The following is a 17,413-nucleotide window of genomic DNA, read 5'->3' as shown; positions in this document are numbered from 1 at the left end:
AAGTCAGGTATTGACGGTCATGAAGCGGTCGTTGAGCGCCTTTTCATAATAGAAAATCGCCTTGCCCGCCTGTTCGACGCCCCACGACCGGCGAGGATTATCGGGGTAATAATCATAACCGCCGGCAAAGGTCTCGTTCCGATTTCCCGAAGGGTCGAAGAAATATATGGTCTGACCACGCGTGATACCGTGGCGCGTCGGGCCGATATCGAGTGAGATATCATAGCGACTGATGATATCGGCAGCATTTCCGACGTCGTTCCAGGATTCCAGGCGGAACGATGTATGGTGGATTTTCGCATCCTCGGGGCCTGCAAGGAACGCGATATCGTGAGCCTTATTGCTACAGCTCAGGAAGATGCCGAGCCGAGTGCCGCTCGCTTCGTCGACGAGTTCCTCGGTAACGGAAAAATCGAGCGCTTCGACGAAGATTCGCGCCGATCCCGCGACATCGATGCCGTTGAGCGCCGAGTGATCATATCGCATAGCGCGCATGCCGCGCGGCTCACTGTGCCAGACGTCCGGGTTCTTTGTGGGAGGACCGTCTGCCGATAATTCCATGTCGGCGTAAAGGTCGAAGATATGCCCGGTAGGAACCGCGAAGCGCAGCTTGCGTCCGACGCCCTCTTCCTCGCCCGCGGTGATCCATTCGACGTCGACGCCGGTGGCTTGCAAACGGTCTGCGAATATTTCGAGGTCGCTGTCGCGGCAAACCTTGAAGCCGATCCGATCAAGACCGGGCATATCCGCCTCGCGCAGGATGACGCTGTGTCGATCGAATTCGTCGAACCCGCGGAAAAATGCCCGGTCACCCGAACGACCGACGAGTTCCAGCCCGATCCGGTCGCGATAATGGGGGATGGCCTCCTCGAGATCGAGGACGCGCATCTGGACAAAGCCTGGTCGCATCACGCCTGTAATTGCCATCACCGCTCTCCCGGGAAATTTAAAATTTTAGGCCGTGACTGAAAAATTCGATCACGGCGCGATTGAAACTGGCCATCCGCTCGATCTGTACCCAATGGCCACACTCTCCAAAGAAGCGGACGTCTGAGTGTGTGATCAGGTTTCCGAGGCGCAGCGACACCTCTTGCGGAATGACTTGGTCGGCCTTGCCGTGCAGGACGAGCACTTCATGGGGAAGCGCGGCGATATCTTCCTCGCGGCTCGACAGCATAGCAATATTGGCCTGCCGGTCGGAACCGCCGAACGTCGCATGATAGGGCTCATGCGCTCCTGGGCGGATGCTCGCGTGATAACGGGAGTCGATCAGATCGTCGGTCAGCCGGCTCTGGTCCCATGCGAGCATCTTCAGCGACTCATGCATCATTTCGCGGGATGGCTCATAACCCCAGACGAAATCGAGCGCCGGCGTGAGCGGGAATTCAAGTCCAGCCGCTCCCATCAAAACGGCACGATCGACCCTGTCGGGATGGGCGATCATGAAGGCGAGCGTCACGCCGCCGCCGAAGGAATTTCCGACCATCGAGACCTGGTCGATTTCCAGGTCGTCGAGAAGACGGACCAGTTGATTGGTCCAGATGGCCTTGTCGGTGATCCGACCCACCGAGTCGCTGTAGCCGAAGCCAATCATGTCGGGAGCAATGACCCGGAATTCCTTAGCAATCTCGGGCATATTAAGCCGCCAGTTCGCCCATGCCGTGACCCCGGGGCCCGAACCGTGGACGAGGAGGACCGGCCTGCCCTCGCCGGTGTCATGATAGTTGGTTTTGATCCCGTCAGCGACGAATGTCTTGCCGATTTCGGGCCGGACCATGTCGGGCGCCGAACTCATTGGCCAGCAACCATGTAATCATCATGTCGGGCGACCTGCCCCCAAACGGCTTCAAGCATCACTCAATCTCCGTTCCACGGGCCATCATGTCGCAGCCCTCTTGGGACAATGTTTTGCACCATGGGAAACGCGTTTGCAACCGGTAAATGAAACCGGCGCCTCTGATCCGGTCACTTCAGGCTCTCGGCTCGCACGGCTTCGAGGACACCGGGCTCCTCTTCCATCCGGGCGCGGTAGCGCGTCAAAGCGGGGAAGCCCGCGAGACCGATCTCCACTCGAGAGGGCCACCCGAGGATGCAATAGAGATAGGCGTCGGCCACGGTGAAGGCGTCCCCGAAGCAATAATTCTTGTCGGTCAATTCCAGGTCGAGCGCTTGGAGATGGTGCATGACGTCCCGCTTTGCCTCAGCGCGGATCTCCGGCCCCGCGGTTTTGGAGAAGAGCGGCACGAAGCTCTTGTGCAGCTCGGAGGCGATGAAGCTCAGGCTGTCCGTCAGCGTGTAGCGAGCGATTGTTCCGGCCGGCGGGGCGAGCCCCGCGCGCGGTGCCAGGTCGGCAACATAGAGAAGGATCGCTATCGTCTCTGTGAGAAGCTCGCCCGAATCCAGAAGGAGAGCAGGGATTTTTCCCGAAGGCTTTATCGACCGGAAGTCGGCGCCATGCTCGGTTCTGCGCGTGGGCATGTCGACTTTTTCAATATCGAACTCTGCCCCTATCCGGCGCAGCGCGATGTGCGGTGCCAGCGAGCAAAGGCCAGGCGCATAGTAAAGGAGCATCTCATATCCTTGTGGACGACTTGAGCACAGCGCGCGAATGGCCGTGCTTCACGCCGGAGTTGGGCCGGCGCGTCAGCGATCCACCTCGGAAAAGCCCTTTCCGGCGGTCAGCACCCCACAAGTCCGCATGGCACTCAGCATCATCGATGGATCGGCTTTGCCCGTTCCCACAATGTCATATGCCGTGCCGTGTGCGACCGACATATGGAGATAGGGTGGCCCCATCATGATCACGCAGTTTCCCGAGAATCCCCATGTCTTGACGGCTATGTGGCCTTGGTCGTGAAACATCGCTAGCACGAGATCGTATCGGCCTTCGATACATTGGCGAAAGACGGTATCGGGCGCGGATGGTCCATCGACATTGATGCCGCGCGCGCGCGCGCGCGCGACTCCAGGACCGATGGCACGATCTTCCTCATCGCCGATGGCATGAGGATTGAGACCCGCGACCACGATCCTGGGGTTGGCGACGCCCCAGCTTCGAAGCGCCGCGTCGATTTGCTGTAGGGCGGTATCGATCAACTCGGGCGTGATGAGGTCGCAGACCGCCCGAATCGACATATGATCGGTGAGGTGGGCGACACGGAGCGGTCCGGTGAGGAGGAGCAGATAACTCTCGCCCGGCGTCGGGCTGATCACCATATCCAGCTTTCCCGCCAGTTTAAGCGATCCGGTGCTGATCGGACCCATCACTGTGCCGGCGAAGACCCCGTCGCGCGCGAGCGCATCGAGTTCGGCTAGCCACTTGGCGGTCGCAATGCCCGATTCGAGCGTATCTTTCGCGAAGGGGAGCGCGCGGTCGTCCAGCGCACCTGTATCCAGGATATCGATGACTGCCGGGTCGTCGCTGAGCGGCTCGAGCGAACGCATGACACGCAGGCGGGCCGACACTTTAGTCAGGTCAAGCGCTCGTTCGACCGAGGCCGCCGACCCCACTAATAGGGGAACCGACACCTCATGCACGCGGCCTGACGCCCAGGCGCGAACGGTAACCTCGGGTCCGATGCCTGCCGGCTCGCCGACCATGGTACCGATGCAGGGCCGGAATCCGGCCTGCTGCGACGCTACGCCGACCTCAAATGCTGTAGACATCGAGCATCGTCTGCGCGAGGTCGTTGATGACGACGGTATATTTGCGTTTTATCACAAAGGCGTCGCCCATCGGTTCGAGATCGTAAATGGCCGACCCACTGTAGACCGTCGGCCGATCCTCCAAGACCGAGGTCACCGACCAATTCGTCCGCGCCCGAATGACGTCGTCCTCATGGTCGACCGCGAGCAGGCAAAAGATATGGGAAGTGCGCGGGGCCGGCGAACTGGCCGACGACCGGCCCGTCCGAATGCGATAGACGCGGTCCTCGAGCCCTGCCCGGGTCGGATAATAGATCAGCGAAATCTCGCGCCTTGGGTCCTCGGTCAATCGGCCGCTGTCATCCCACGCGGGGACCCAATATTCGGCATCGGGATGATATAGATCGATCCAGCTATCCCAATCCTTGGCATCGAGAGCGGCCGCTTCGCGCCCGAGAAATCGCTGGATCGCGGTCCATTGCGCAACTTCGCTGCTCATTTCGCCATCTCCGGCTTCGGGGGTAACGCGCGCTCGGCCTCTTCGCTCGCAATGGCTCCGCGCATGCGCAATATCCATTCGTCGTGGATCGCGACGTAAAGCCCCTCGTCGGCCACCGCCGTGCCGCTAAGGATGGCGTCGACGCCCAGGGCTTCGCCGTGGCTGCTGACGCCTTGCACCCACCGTGTCGATCCCCGCGACATGTCGTTCATCCGGCCAGCCCCGCCACCGAAACCGACCTGGCAATTGTTGAACTCGGTCAGGTCGTCCGGCGTAGCCATGCCGCTTGCATTGAAGAAATCTTCATACTGGCGGATGCGCAAGGCGCGGGCGTCGTCACTCTCACCCACCGGAGCTATGCAGTAGGTTGTCACCTCGGTCTCATCCACCGAGATGGGCCGGATGATACGGATCTGGGTGCTCGTCTGGTCCATGAGGAAGACGTTAGGGAACAGCTCCAGATTGCGTATCCGGCCGTTCATCCAGGTAGCGCGCTCTTCGCCGCGCTCGCGCTTCAACCAGTCCAGGATTTCGTAATTCGGCCGGTCCTGATAGTTTGCATAGTCATTCCAGAGCACGCAATGGCCGTTGTCGAAGGAGAAAGAGCCGCCCTCGAGCTGAGCCCAGCGACCGAAATCGAACGCCCTGGTATCGTTCTTCGATGTCCCGTCGACCCGGCGTGCGACCGTCATGAAGTAATTCGCGTGCACCGTGCCGATATGATAGCCGTCGAGGCCATTTTCGACCTGCAGCTTCCAGTTCCCTCGATAGCGGTAGCGCGTAGCGCCTGGAAGAACTTCGAGCTTCTCTTCGACCGACTGATCAACCATGAGATCGATGAATGTCTTCGCGCCCGCGAGATAGTCCTCAAGAGGAACGACCTCGGGGTTGAGACTGGCGAAAATGAAGCCCCGGTAAATCTCGATGCGCGCAACATGTTCTAGACCATAGTCTTCCCGCTTGAAGCCCGGCGCGTAGCCACCCCCAGCCTCATCTGTCACGTCGAGGAGTTGGCCCGCGGGATTATAGGTCCAACCGTGGAAGGGGCAGGTGAAGTTGCGGCGGTTTCCGCTCTTCTCGCGGCAAACGCGCGCGCCGCGGTGCGCGCAGGCATTGATCAGACAATGCAATTCCCCGGCCCGGTCGCGGGTCAGGATGACGGGCTGGCGGCCGATAAAAGTCGTGAGAAAGTCGTTCGGCTTTGCGACCTGGCTCTCGTGCGCAATGAAGACCCAGTTGCGCTCGAAGATATATTTCAGCTCGAGAGCGAACACGTCCGCGTCGGTAAAGGCCTCCCGGTCGATCTGAAAGCGGCCGCTTCCCTCGTCTTTTACGAGCCATGCATCGATACGCGAACGCAGTGATTCAAGCTCTGCCACGGCTGCGCCGTTTCCGTCAGGTTGCAACATCCTCTCCTCCATTTCCGGCCACCGAGATTCGTAGGTCAACTATTTGGATCAACGATTCTCGGCTCAACTCTTTGGACTCTTCCGATCCCGAATGACCCAACATAGCATGCGTGGCTCATTGTGCAATGGGTTGCACAATGATCTAAATTGCCCTATTCGAATCGCGTTGCATCATGTGCGACACGTCAACCAGGCTGGTTCAGGCGTATAAAAGCCAAAAATGGCTTGAGATTTGGGAGTGCGAAATATGGTGGGCGTGACCGAGCTGGGTTATCTAGGCTTGTCGGTATCTGATCTGGATGCATGGAAGAGCTTCGCGTGCGGCGTCGGCGGCATGGAATATGTCGATGAAGGCGAAGGCGACCGCGCGTATCTGCGAATGGACAAATGGCATCACCGCATCACGCTGCATGCTGATGGCGGTGACGATCTTGCCTATCTTGGCTGGCGCGTTGCGGGTCCGGTAGAGTTCGACGAAATTGTCGAGAAGCTGACAGTCCAGAATATCGAAGTCGAAATAGCGAGCGACGAAGCGGCGCGCGAGCGCCGGGTCCTCGGCTTGGCCAAGCTCAAGGATCCGGGCGGTAATCCCACCGAAATCTTCTTCGGCCCCCAGGTCGACAATTACCGCCCTTTTCATCCCGGCCGCCCGATGTTCGGTCGTTTTGTTACCGGCGCCGAAGGGATCGGCCATTGCATCCTGCGTCAAGATGATGTGGCCGCAGCGGTTCGCTTTTATCAGCTGCTCGGGCTGCGGGGCTCGGTCGAGTACCACCTCGCTTTGCCGAACGGTGAGGTCGCTGCCCCCTATTTCATGCATTGCAACGACCGGCAACATTCCGTGGCTTTCGGCCTCGGTCCGATGGACAAGCGGATCAACCATTTGATGCTCGAGTACAGCGAGCTCGACGATCTTGGCCTTGCCCACGACTCGGTGCGCGAACGAAAGATCGATGTCGCACTCCAGCTCGGAAAGCACGCGAACGACGAAGCGCTGACATTCTACTGCGCAAATCCGTCAGGGTGGCTGTGGGAATTTGGCTGGGGAGCGAAAAAGGCGGGCCCGCAGCAGGAACATTATCTGCGCGACCTCTTCGGCCATGGAAATGAAGCCGAGGGCTACGGAATGGACATCCCCCTCGGCTGACCACCTTAGGATATTTCAAGAGATGGATGTGATTGAAATGGAGAGACTTCGCCTGTGCCCAATTGACGCCCCCCAGGACGGCGAGCCGGTTGCGATACCGGCAGGCGCCTTCCCGGCGCTCGCGGTCTATAACGTCGATGGCCAGATTTATGTCACGGCCAACACATGTACGCACGGCAACGCGCAGCTTACCGATGGCTATCAGGACGGTGCGACGATCGAATGCCCCTATCATGGCGGCGCCTTCGACATTCCGAGCGGAGCCGCGACAACTTATCCCTGCCAGATCCCGCTTAAGACCTATGAAGTGACGATCGAGGACGGCTGGGTGACGATCGACGCTCCCGGTGCGCCGGAGAGCTGAGGCTATGGACCTTTCCACTCTGCCTCGCACCGAGCTCCTCCGGGAAGTGACGGACCTTATTGCCCTGCACGCCGAGCTGATTGACGACGATCAGCTCGAAGCGTGGCCCGATCTGTTCGTCGAGGACTGCCACTATTCCGTATTGCCGCGAGAGAATGCCGACCGCGGATTGCCGGTTGCGACGATCTTCTGTGACAGCAGGGGCATGCTTGTAGACCGCATCGTCTCGCTCCGGCGCGCCAACATTTTTCCGGTCCATCACTATCGACACATCATCAGCACCAGCCGCATTCACGAGGTTCGTTCAGATGCGGTTGTGGCACATACAAACTATCTAGTGCTCCAGACAAGAAACACCGGCCGATCATTTGTGTATAATGCTGGTAAATATGTCGATGAAATAGTGTTTTCGTCCGGGAAATTTCTTTTTCGGTCAAAGAAGGCGATTTTCGACACGGACCTGATCGACACTTTGATGGTCCGCCCCATTTAGCCCATTTCGAGGTTGCGATATGCTCAATGTTCAAGATACGGCCGTAGGTAAAGTGTCGACCGACACCGAGGAGCCCATTGGCTGCCGGATACCATATTCCGTGTTCACGGATGATGCCTTTTACAAGGCCGAACAGGAGCATCTCTTCCGCGGCCCCACCTGGAACTTCGTTGCGCTCGAGGCCGAAGTCCCGAACCCCGGTGATTTCAAATCGACCTTCATCGGCGACACGCCGGTCGTTGTGACGCGGGACAAGGACCAGAGCCTCCATGTCGTTGTGAACCGCTGCGCGCATCGCGGCGCGACGGTATGCCGCGCACGCCAAGGCAATGTGCCGCATCTCGAATGCGTTTATCATCAATGGGCTTATGAATTGAACGGAGACCTCATGGGCGTCCCGTTCCGCCGCGGGATCAAGGGCAAGGGGGGGATGCCGGCGGATTTCGATCTCAAGCAACATGGCTTGGTCAAGCTGCGCGTCGAAGCGTTGAATGGGCTGGTTTTCGCGACATTCTCGCAAGAAGTGGAGCCGCTGACGGACTATCTCGGTCCGCTCATCACCAAGCATGTCGAGCGGATCATGTGCCGCCCGATCAAGATATTGGGCAATCAACGCCAGTTCATCCACGGCAACTGGAAGCTATACGCCGAAAATACGCGCGACCCCTATCACGCAAGCCTCCTCCATCTGTTTCACAATACTTTCGGCCTCTATCGTTCGACGCAAACCGGCGAATGCCTGATGGACGAGAGCAAGCGGCATTCGTTCCTTTATTCGAAGGCGGGCAGCAACGACGCGGCGCGCGACAGCGAAGTCTATCAGGACTCGCGCAGCTTCGACACGAGCTTCTCGCTCCAGGATCCGTCGCTGCTCGCGGGCCGGAGCGAGTTTCCGGACGGCATCACCCTCGTCATCCTGGCCCTTTATCCCAACCTGATTTTGCAGCAGATCTCGAACACGCTCGCGGTTCGCCAGATCGTCACCCACGGACCGGATTCGTTCGAGCTCGTGTGGACCCAATTTGGCTATGCGGACGATGATGCGGAGATGGACGCGATCCGCCTCAAGCAATCGAACCTCATCGGACCGGCGGGCATGATCTCGATGGAGGATGGCGAGGCGGTCGAGATCGTGCAGCAGGCGGTCAGCTCGGACAGAAAGGCAAGATCCTATATCGCGATGGGCGGCGGCGGCGCCGATGATGCGGATCATCTTGTCACGGAAGGGGCCATCATCGGCTTCTGGCAAAATTACCGCGAGATGGTGGGAATCGAAGAGAGGGTCTCATGACCGCCACCATTGATTTCTACTTCGATTTCATCAGCCCGTTCAGCTATCTCGCACAGTTGCGTCTGCCGGAGATTGCGCGTCGGCACGGCCGGGCGCTCGCCTATCATCCCATCGACATCCCCGAAGCAAAGATTGCGGCGGGCAATTACGGCCCGTCCAACCGCGAGGTGCCGGCGAAGATAAAGGTTCTGACCGCGGATCTGCAGCGTTGGGCTCGGCGGTACGACGTGCCGCTTACCTTTCCATCGAGCTTCGAGTGCGGAGGCTGGAACACAGCCGCAATCTTCGCGGCCCGTCACGGTGCCGCCGAAGGCTTCGTGCGGGATGCCTATCGGCGCATCTGGGGCCTCGGAATCGATCCGCGAGACCGGGACGAATTGCGCGCCTCGGCGGCAACGGCGGGTCTCGAAGCCGATGCCGTCATGGCCTTCGTGGATTCGAAAGAGGGCAAGCGCGCCTATCGCGAAGCGCGGTCGAAAGCTTACGCCCGCGGCGTATTCGGCGCGCCGCTTATGTTTGTCGACGACCAGATATTCTGGGGAAACGACCGGCTGGATTTTCTTGAAGAGCATGTGCGGACGAATTGAAAAAAAGAATCAGGGAGAGGGAGAATGGACATGAGGACCAACAGTTATAATAGCGGGCGCGCCCTCGCGAGCGGCATCGCACTTTTCGCACTGGCCTGGAGCGCGGCCGGCCAAGCCCAGGATCCGGCCCCGGCTGCCGAACCCGAGCCCGAGGCGCAGTCGAGTTCGGGTATCTCCGACATCATCGTGACGGCCACGCGCCGCGAGGAGCGTCTGCAGGACGTTGCTGTCGCCGTGACCGCGATCACCGGCGATTCGCTCTCGGCGGCAGATGTTTCGACGGTGCGCTCGTTGACCCAGGTGGTTCCCGGATTCATCGGGAGCCGCAACATGGGTGTCTTCCAGCCCGTCATTCGCGGCGTCGGGTCGACCGGCATCTCGATCGGCGACGAGCCAAACATCGCCACCTATGTCGATGGTGTCTACCAGCCAGAGTCGGCCGCCAACTGGATCGATCTCGTCGAAGTCGAGCGCGTGGAAGTGCTGCGCGGACCGCAAGGCACGACATTTGGCCGCAACGCCACCGGCGGCCTGATCAACGTGATTACCCCCGACCCCAGTTTTGACCTGCGCGGCAAGGCGTCGCTGCGTTACGGCCGCATGCGGAGGGACGCGGGCGATTATGATGCCCGCTTCTATATCACCGGCGGCCTTAGCGATAAATTGGCTGCCGATTTTGCCGCCCTCTATCGCAAGAACGACGGCTATATCGACGATCTGGTGCGCGGCGGCACGCTCGGCGACCAGCAAGTGATCAACTTTCGCAGCAAGCTGCTGTGGCAGCCTTCCGACAATGCCAAGGTCATCCTGACCGGCGAATTCTTCGACCAGAACAGCACGACCAATTCGCCCCAGCCGGTCAATGGGAATACGGCCGGCCGTCGCTTCCCGGGCGTTATACTTCCGACCGACGCTTGGCAGGCGTCACTGACCAGCATTCCTACGCTGGACTTACGGCGCTGGAGTGCGGCGCTGCATGTAAAACTCGAGTTCGACGGCTTCAACCTCGAGGCGACGAGCGGCTTCATGAATCTGCGCTGGTACCAGGAAACCGATTCGGACGCCTCGAACATCTTCCTCGGTAATTTCCCTGCAACATTTGCGACGGAATCGGGGAGCCAGGAAATCAAGTTCACGTCTGCCGACCCCGGCCGATTCCAGTGGCTCCTGGGCGGCTATTTCTACCAGTTCGGCGGTCATACTGAGTTGGATCTCGTCACGTCGCCGGGGCCTGGAATCCCTCCGACCACCCTCAACCTTGATCCCGCACTATCGGGTCGCTCGTTCGCGGGCTTTGCCGAAGGAACCTACGAGATCGTCGACGACCTGTTCATCACTGTCGGCGCGCGGTACACCACCGAGCGGCGGACCTTCGAACAGGTCGTTAATGGAAATCTGGTCGTTCCGAAGACCGCCAAGTCGTTCAACAAGTTCAACTATCGCGGCGCAGTCCGGTACCAGTTCGCACCCGACGGAAGCATTTATGCAAGCTATGGCACCGCATTCAAAAGCGGCGTCTACAATATGGCGGGCACATCGCCGAATCCGGTCAATCCCGAGAACATCAAGGCATGGGAGGCCGGCATCAAGGTCGACCCCTTCAATTGGCTCCGCACGAACCTCGCCGTTTATCACTATACGTACGACGATCTGCAAGTTCAGGCCAAAGACGCGTCGGGTCCGAGCTACGTCCTGCAGAACGCAGCGAGCGCCAAAATCTATGGCGGCGAGTTCGAGGCGATTATCCAACCGATTGACGATCTCAACATCCGCGGCTCGGCGGCCTACAGCCACGCGCGCTATCGTGATTTTCCGCTCGCGCAGAGCTTTTTCCCGCGCCCCGACGGAGGCAACACTGTTGCCCCGGCGGACGCGTCGGGTAACGTGATGACCCGCGCCCCGAAGTGGACGTTCAACCTGGGGGTCGATTGGGGCCATGAGTTCGATGCAGGGCGCCTTGGGGTCTCGGTCAACACCTTCTACTCGACCCGGCTCTATTATGACTTCCAGAATATTTTCTCCCAGCCGAGCTATACCCTTACCAATGCGTCGATATCCTTTGCCCCAACCGGTGATCGCTGGAAATTCAGCCTCTGGGCGACCAACCTCACCAACGAAAAGGTCTTCCAGACCATTCGTGTCGGGGCGCAGGCAACTGACGGCTTTTACGAACAGCCAAGAAAAGTGGGCGTCAGCGCCGAACTCCGGTTCTGACGCGCCCAAACGCGGTCCAAGGGCTTGATCCCGCGGATCGCGTGCGGCCGGGCTGCCGCCGTGTCCGCCAGCATGAGCCTCGGTGGCTTGTGCTGGCGGACTTTGTTTGCTGTCGCGTAAAGACGGTCCGTTCAACTGCTACTTGTCGAAGGATGCATGCATGACGATCACGGGACAAATGCAGCCTGCGCAACTGGCGATCGGCACGATCCTGACATATGCCGCCGCCGCGCACGCAACCCGGGAAGTGGTGTCGCGCGAAATCGGCAGCGATCGGTTGTGGCGTTATGATTATGCAGCGCTCGCCCGCCGGGTAGCGCAGGCTGCCAACATGTTCACCCTTGCCGGGATCGGGAGCGGTGACCGGATATCGTCGCTCGCCTGGAACACGCACCGGCATTTGGAACTCTTCTACGCGGTCCCGGGCCTTGGGGCAGTGCTTCACACCGCCAACCCCCGGCTCCCCGACGATCAGCTGATCTTTACCTTGAACCATGCCGAGAGTCGCATATTGGCGTTCGAGCCCAACCTCGCCGCGCTCGTCGAGCGGCTTGCGCCCAGCCTCCCGCATATCGAAAAATACATCGTACTGTCCGACGAAGGCGTCGGCATCGGCGAGGGGTTCGGGGCGCTGGCCTATGAGCCCTTGCTCGCGTCGGCACCGGTCTCGATCACCTGGCCCGAAATCGATGAAAATTCCGGGGCGTTTCTTTGTTACACCTCGGGGACCACAGGCGATCCCAAGGGGGTTCTCTACAGCCACCGGGCAGTCGTTCTGCATGCGATGGGAGCGGGCTTGGCGAGCGCGTTCGGCCTCACGTCGTTCGATTGCGTGATGCCTTGCTCCTCGCTCTATCACGCCACCGCCTGGGGCCTTCCGTTCGTGGCGCCGCTCTGCGGCGCCAAGCTCGTTCTTCCTGGCGACCGCATGGACGGTCCTAGCCTCCAGGCCCTAATCCGAGGGGAGGCGGTTTCTTTTACCGGTGGGGTGCCCACGATCTGGACCATGTATCTCGCCCACCTCGAGGCAACCGGCGGCGACACGGGAACGCTCAAGCGGATTATGATCGGGGGCTCCGCCGTACCTCGCGCGATGGCAGAAAGCTTCAAGGCCGACCATGATGTCGATGTCCTTCAGCTCTGGGGAATGACCGAGACCTGCCCGCTCGGTGTGATCGCAACACCGACGCCGGCCGTCGCGGACCTCGGCGAGGCAGCGATGCAGGATATATTGTGGACGCGGCAGGGACGGCTCCAGTTCGGCGTCGAGATGCGCATCTTGGGCGAAGACGGGCACCCCTGCCCCCACGATGGGGCGACGGCAGGCGCGCTACAGGTGCGGGGTCCGTGGGTGGTTCAGCGCTATTTTCGTCAGCCGGCGGATTGCACCGATGTCGACGGGTGGTTCGATACCGGCGACGTTGCGACACTCGACGCCCAGGGGTTCATGCGAATCACAGACCGCACCAAAGATGTCATCAAGTCGGGAGGAGAGTGGATCAGCTCAATCGACCTTGAGAATGTTGCCGCTGGGTGCAGCGGGGTCAAGATCGCCGCGGTCGTCGGCATTCCGCACCCTAAATGGGAAGAGCGCCCGCTCTTGATCGTCGAGCCTCATGATGGAATCCTTCCCGACGAAAAGGAAATTCTATCAACCCTATCCGCGGAATTCGCGAAATGGCAGCTGCCCGATCGCATCCTCGTCGGCGCGGTGCCACTTACGGCAACAGGGAAAATCGACAAGAAGCAACTGCGCGAACGCTATGGTAATGTCTACGCGGCTTGAGGGAACGGGACCCGATGGTTCGGCAGCAATCACTGCGCGGCGAGAAGCTTGTCATCGCAAGCTTCAACCAATAGCGTCTGGGCCGCCCGTCCCGTCGTTCCGCTCCCGCAGCGACTGCGCATAGCCGGACAGCAAGGCAATTGTCAGCTCGGTGACGCGCCTTGCCCGCTCGGGGTCCTTTCCGATCTGGGCTCGCACCGCCAATCCGCGGAGCACGCTCCACAGCAGCCACAATATGTCTTCGGCGTCAGACGGAGACAGGCCGGTCTTGGCAAAACGGCTGACCCAGACTTGCTCGGCCCCGACGCGTCGTTGCTGCGACATACCGCGAACATCGTCGGCGAGGGCCCGAAGCTTGTTTCCCGAGATGACGAGGTCGAGCGCGATCAAAAAATCTTCACCGTAGAAGAATGCCTCTGCATCGTCGCATGCAGCCTCGAGGAGGCCGTCATCTTCGATAGCCTTACCCGCGGCAACGGTCGCCTTCTCGAGGGCTGCCGAAAAAACCTGCTCCAGGCAGGCGGCGACTAGTTGGTCCTTTGTCGGAAAATGGTGAAGCTGCGCTCCGCGAGAGACGCCTGCGCTTTCGGCAACGTCTGCGACGCGAAACGCCGAATAACCTTTCTCGCGCAACAGATTGATAGCGGCCGAAAGGATTCGAGCCCGCATCTTTCTACTGCGTTCGCCTTGTGGCTTGTGCGAATTGTCGTGAGCTGGGGAAATGTCCGCCACTGCGTCTGCTACACCTCTTGCCGAGACCCTCATGCGGCCGAACGTACAGATGGCATAGCTTTCCTATCGGGCTTGTCAAAGTCATAGCTGCGAGATGCAACAGGATGCCGTCCGCACCCGGCTGGCCATTCCGCCCGCCTCGTTGCGGGCCTGTTCAGCGAAACGTCGTACCGCCATCGACGGCTATCGACTGGCCCGTCACAAATTCTGCGCCGTCGGACGCGAGGTAAAGCGCTGCGGCGAGCAAGTCGTCTGCGGTCTCGTGGCGCTTGATGCACTGCATGTTCAATATCTGGGTCTTTTGCGCGGGCGTCACCGTCTCGCGCTCGATCTCCGTGAAGGTTGCGCCCGGAAGCAGCGCATTCACCGTGATCCCGTCGGCGCCGAGTTCACGCGCCATGGCGCGCGTCATACCGACCACCGCCGCTTTGGAAGCCACATAATGTAAATAGTGCGGTCGGCCCATAGTCACCACCCCGGACGAGATGTTGATGATGCGCCCATGACGATTACCTCGCATTACCGGCGCGCACGCCTTGGACACCAGCATTACGCCATCGACGTTCACGCGCATGACCTGTCTCCACTCGTCAAACGGGATTTCCTCGAAGGGCCGCATTTTCAGCGTCGAGAAGATCGCCGCATTGTTGATGGCGACGTCAATGCGGCCAAAGGCCTCCAATGTCTCCGCTATGGCGGCGTCGACGGCTGCCGGATCGGCCACATCGGCCCGAATGGCGATAACGGTGCCGGCGCCACATTCCGCTTCGACCTCGGCCGCTACCGACCGTCCGCTGTCTTCGTTCAGTTCGACGATGGCGATTTTCGCACCGGCGCGCGCGAAGCCTTTGGCGAAAACCCGCCCGATTCCTTGTCCCGCGCCCGTGATGAGCGCGACGCGCCCCGCGAAGGTGTCTGTCTTGGTCATGTCGGTCATATCGTTTCCTCTTTCTTGCTGGTATTCGGGCGAGGCAACGGGGCATATGCGAGCACCGCGCCTGACGTCATCCGCCGCTTGCTCCTCGACCTTCGGTCACGTCCATCGCCGTCAGCCAACTCCACATCCGCTCAACGACGCCGCCGGCCAGGGTCTGGCGCGCGCGTATCTCGTCTTCATCGAGAAGCCCGTGTTGAGGGCCGAACCCCATCGAGCGCACGTCGCGCTCTACCCGCGCGGCGTCTTCGAGGAAGAAGGCAAAAGTCGCAGCTTCCTTCAGATCTTGCCCGACCGTAATCGCTCCGTTTCCTCGCATGACGATCGCACGAGCCTCGCCAAGGGCAATTGCAAGATTTCTCGCTGAAGCGTCGTCGCGCAGGAGCCTGGGATCGTCCCAAAGCGGCGGCCGGGGAGCGAAATAGGCGCCTAGGCCGTGCCGCGCCGCCGGTGTGATCCCGAGCGTCGACAACGACATGGTGGCGGCGGGCATGATGCGACAAATGCCGCCGACATCGGACCGCGCGGCATAAATCGCCTGGTGCGCGCGCACTTCGCCAAGCACTTTTTGGGGAAGGGCGCCATCGACCGAGACAATAGTACCGGGTTCGTCCTTGATAAGCCCCATGGGCATTGCGGCACAGACAAGAAAGTGCCGCGCATCGATGCGCGCACTGCAATGGCCGAACGCGTGCACGAGCCCGGCGTGCGCCAGGCCGCGCGCCGCCATGCGCACCTGCATCTGAAGTCCGGGGTCAATCGTCGCCGGCATAAAACCCTCTCCCGAAGCAGAGTGATTCGGCCATCTTCATCGCGGAGGCCATGCTGGCGTGCTGGGCGATGCCCTGTCCCGCAATTTCCATGGCAGATCCGTGCGGTACGGTCAGATGAACATAATCGAGGCCGATATAGATGGTGCACGCGCCTTCGAAGGCAGCCGTCTTGAGCGCAATCTGGCCCTGGTCATGATACATTGAGACAACGACGTCGTATCGCCCCTCCATGGCAAGACGAAATATCGAATCGGGCGACACCGGCCCCTCGACGCGGCGCCCCGCCGCGCGCTCCCGTTCGACCGCCGGCGCGATCTCGCGCACTTCTTCAGTTCCCATCGCGTGCGGATTCAGGCCGGCGACGCCGATCCTGGGGGCATTGACGCCCCAACGCCTGAAAGTCTCGTCAACGAGACCGATCAGCGACGACACCGCCGCGGCAGAGACAGTGCCCGGGACCTCGGCGATGCTGATATGCTCGGTGATTGGGACGATCCGCAACGAGGGGCTGACTCGCAATAGATAGGTTCCAGTCGGCTGAAGATCGTCGATCGACGATATTTCGCCAGACGCCTTGAGTGATTGCGAGTCGACCGGGGCCATGATCCAGCCATCGATCTCTCCATTGCGAGCCAATTGCTCGGCCAAGCGGATCCATTCTATCACCGCCCGGCCCGAAGCGGCGCCCGACTGTCCGATATCCCATGCCCCCCTCGCCAGCGAGCCGTGGTCGAGAACGGCGATTTCGCCAACCGCACCGGACACCTCATCCGGCGTTTCCACCTGGTAGATGGGAGGGCTAATCCCGCTCGCCGCGGCCGCGAACCGGACAGCGTCGATGCTTCCGATCAATAGGTGCCGCGCCGCGTGGTTGCCGGCGGCGAGTGCCTTGACACAGACCTCTGGACCGATACCCGCCGGATCGCCAATGACGGTAGCGATGAGTGGCTGCTCACGGCGCGGCTTGCCCGCTCCTTCGCCTGCACCTCTCATAGCAGGAAGGTCACATTGCGCATGGGCGCATCATTGTTGATCAGATAGACCTTCTTGCCCAAGATTTTGAAGCCATCGGCCCCCTGTTTCAGGAGGTGGGTCGCGCGCGCGAACAAGGATTGATGCTGACCGGAGCGCGCCTCGCCCAGGATGAAGTTTGAACTGACAAGGACATCGGATCCGCCGGATGCGGCGACCGTAATGTTCGAGACGATGCGGATCAGACGCGACTTCGGACTTTGCGAATGCATCCGCTTATCCTTCAGGCGGAATATTCGATCCGAGATCTGGTCATAATGCTCGTAGATGATCGAGACGGACCGATCGGGGTCGAGGTCGGCCTGATTGGAGGGAACCCAGTAGAGGCCGCCCGGCTCCCAGAGCGCGAGCCAATCGTCATAGGCGTGGCTGTCCATCAATTCGGCCTCAAAATACAAAAATGCTTCGATTTTGCCGAAAATGTCGCTCCCGGGCAGGATTGCCCGGCTCTCCTTCAATTCCGAGAAGACGGTGAAATCGCAAAGATCTGCTGCTACCATGTTCATC

The 17,413-nt window shown here is 60.4% G+C and carries 18 protein-coding genes; 7 read left to right on the top strand and 11 right to left on the bottom strand.

The window, feature by feature from the left end:
* Positions 1-3: 3 nt before the first annotated feature.
* From FG95_RS18175 to FG95_RS18150, 6 genes are all read right to left on the bottom strand, one after another.
* The gene (locus FG95_RS18175) at positions 4-927 is read right to left on the bottom strand and encodes a catechol 2,3-dioxygenase (protein ID WP_037557638.1); all 924 of its coding nucleotides are present in this window, start codon (positions 925-927) and stop codon (positions 4-6) included.
* A 19-nt stretch (positions 928-946) separates the two neighbouring features.
* Complete coding sequence (locus FG95_RS18170) at positions 947-1,795, bottom strand: alpha/beta fold hydrolase (RefSeq protein ID WP_037557636.1); 849 nt, start codon at positions 1,793-1,795, stop codon at positions 947-949.
* Between the two features lie 170 nt (positions 1,796-1,965).
* Positions 1,966-2,571, bottom strand: a complete 606-nt coding sequence (gene gstA / locus FG95_RS18165) for a glutathione transferase GstA (protein WP_037557634.1) — start codon at positions 2,569-2,571, stop codon at positions 1,966-1,968.
* A gap of 72 nt (positions 2,572-2,643) precedes the next feature.
* Complete coding sequence (locus FG95_RS18160; protein WP_052182495.1) at positions 2,644-3,666, bottom strand: PdxA family dehydrogenase; 1,023 nt, start codon at positions 3,664-3,666, stop codon at positions 2,644-2,646.
* Positions 3,650-4,144: an aromatic-ring-hydroxylating dioxygenase subunit beta gene (locus FG95_RS18155; RefSeq protein ID WP_037557632.1), complete on the bottom strand. Its 495-nt coding sequence runs from the start codon at positions 4,142-4,144 to the stop codon at positions 3,650-3,652. Before FG95_RS18155 ends, FG95_RS18160 begins: the two co-directional genes overlap by 17 nt.
* Positions 4,141-5,553 (bottom strand): Rieske 2Fe-2S domain-containing protein, encoded by a 1,413-nt coding sequence (locus FG95_RS18150; RefSeq protein WP_052182494.1) that lies wholly within the window; start codon positions 5,551-5,553, stop codon positions 4,141-4,143. The genes FG95_RS18155 and FG95_RS18150 overlap by 4 nt, the downstream gene beginning before the upstream one ends.
* A 247-nt stretch (positions 5,554-5,800) precedes the next feature.
* Here FG95_RS18150 and bphC point away from each other — a divergent pair, with 247 nt between their 5' ends.
* The 7 genes from bphC to FG95_RS18115 all read left to right on the top strand — a co-directional run bounded on the left by bphC (position 5,801) and on the right by FG95_RS18115 (position 13,435).
* Complete coding sequence (gene bphC / locus FG95_RS18145; protein ID WP_037557631.1) at positions 5,801-6,700, top strand: biphenyl-2,3-diol 1,2-dioxygenase; 900 nt, start codon at positions 5,801-5,803, stop codon at positions 6,698-6,700.
* Positions 6,701-6,737: 37 nt separating this feature from the next.
* A complete protein-coding gene (locus FG95_RS18140) occupies positions 6,738-7,064 on the top strand; it encodes a non-heme iron oxygenase ferredoxin subunit (RefSeq protein WP_037557710.1) in 327 nt (108 codons plus the stop codon).
* 4 nt (positions 7,065-7,068) lie between these two features.
* The gene (locus tag FG95_RS18135; protein ID WP_037557630.1) at positions 7,069-7,557 is read left to right on the top strand and encodes an aromatic-ring-hydroxylating dioxygenase subunit beta; all 489 of its coding nucleotides are present in this window, start codon (positions 7,069-7,071) and stop codon (positions 7,555-7,557) included.
* A 100-nt stretch (positions 7,558-7,657) separates the two neighbouring features.
* Complete coding sequence (locus FG95_RS18130) at positions 7,658-8,848, top strand: aromatic ring-hydroxylating dioxygenase subunit alpha (RefSeq protein ID WP_306997167.1); 1,191 nt, start codon at positions 7,658-7,660, stop codon at positions 8,846-8,848.
* Positions 8,845-9,435 (top strand): 2-hydroxychromene-2-carboxylate isomerase, encoded by a 591-nt coding sequence (locus FG95_RS18125; protein ID WP_037557628.1) that lies wholly within the window; start codon positions 8,845-8,847, stop codon positions 9,433-9,435. Before FG95_RS18130 ends, FG95_RS18125 begins: the two co-directional genes overlap by 4 nt.
* 30 nt (positions 9,436-9,465) lie before the next feature.
* Positions 9,466-11,649, top strand: coding sequence for a TonB-dependent receptor (locus tag FG95_RS18120; protein WP_081933257.1), 2,184 nt, complete (start codon positions 9,466-9,468; stop codon positions 11,647-11,649).
* Positions 11,650-11,809: 160 nt separating this feature from the next.
* Positions 11,810-13,435 (top strand): long-chain fatty acid--CoA ligase, encoded by a 1,626-nt coding sequence (locus FG95_RS18115; RefSeq protein WP_197411510.1) that lies wholly within the window; start codon positions 11,810-11,812, stop codon positions 13,433-13,435.
* Positions 13,436-13,498: 63 nt separating this feature from the next.
* On the opposite strand, the gene FG95_RS19995 is transcribed toward FG95_RS18115, so the two are convergent.
* The 5 genes from FG95_RS19995 to FG95_RS18090 all read right to left on the bottom strand — a co-directional run bounded on the left by FG95_RS19995 (position 13,499) and on the right by FG95_RS18090 (position 17,412).
* Positions 13,499-14,167 (bottom strand): TetR/AcrR family transcriptional regulator, encoded by a 669-nt coding sequence (locus tag FG95_RS19995; protein ID WP_161786581.1) that lies wholly within the window; start codon positions 14,165-14,167, stop codon positions 13,499-13,501.
* A 154-nt stretch (positions 14,168-14,321) separates the two neighbouring features.
* On the bottom strand, positions 14,322-15,104 hold the full coding sequence (locus FG95_RS18105) for an SDR family NAD(P)-dependent oxidoreductase (protein WP_197411509.1): 783 nt from the start codon (positions 15,102-15,104) through the stop codon (positions 14,322-14,324).
* Positions 15,105-15,171: 67 nt separating this feature from the next.
* A complete protein-coding gene (locus FG95_RS18100; protein ID WP_037557627.1) occupies positions 15,172-15,873 on the bottom strand; it encodes a class II aldolase/adducin family protein in 702 nt (233 codons plus the stop codon).
* On the bottom strand, positions 15,857-16,867 hold the full coding sequence (locus FG95_RS18095) for a PdxA family dehydrogenase (protein ID WP_052182491.1): 1,011 nt from the start codon (positions 16,865-16,867) through the stop codon (positions 15,857-15,859). Before FG95_RS18095 ends, FG95_RS18100 begins: the two co-directional genes overlap by 17 nt.
* On the bottom strand, positions 16,864-17,412 hold the full coding sequence (locus tag FG95_RS18090) for an aromatic-ring-hydroxylating dioxygenase subunit beta (protein ID WP_052182490.1): 549 nt from the start codon (positions 17,410-17,412) through the stop codon (positions 16,864-16,866). The genes FG95_RS18095 and FG95_RS18090 overlap by 4 nt, the downstream gene beginning before the upstream one ends.
* Between the last annotated feature and the right edge of the window lies 1 nt (position 17,413).

The sequence above is a fragment of the Sphingopyxis sp. LC363 genome, assembly GCF_000756385.1.
Taxonomy (GTDB): domain Bacteria; phylum Pseudomonadota; class Alphaproteobacteria; order Sphingomonadales; family Sphingomonadaceae; genus Sphingopyxis.
This window is presented reverse-complemented; position numbering and strand designations above follow the sequence as displayed.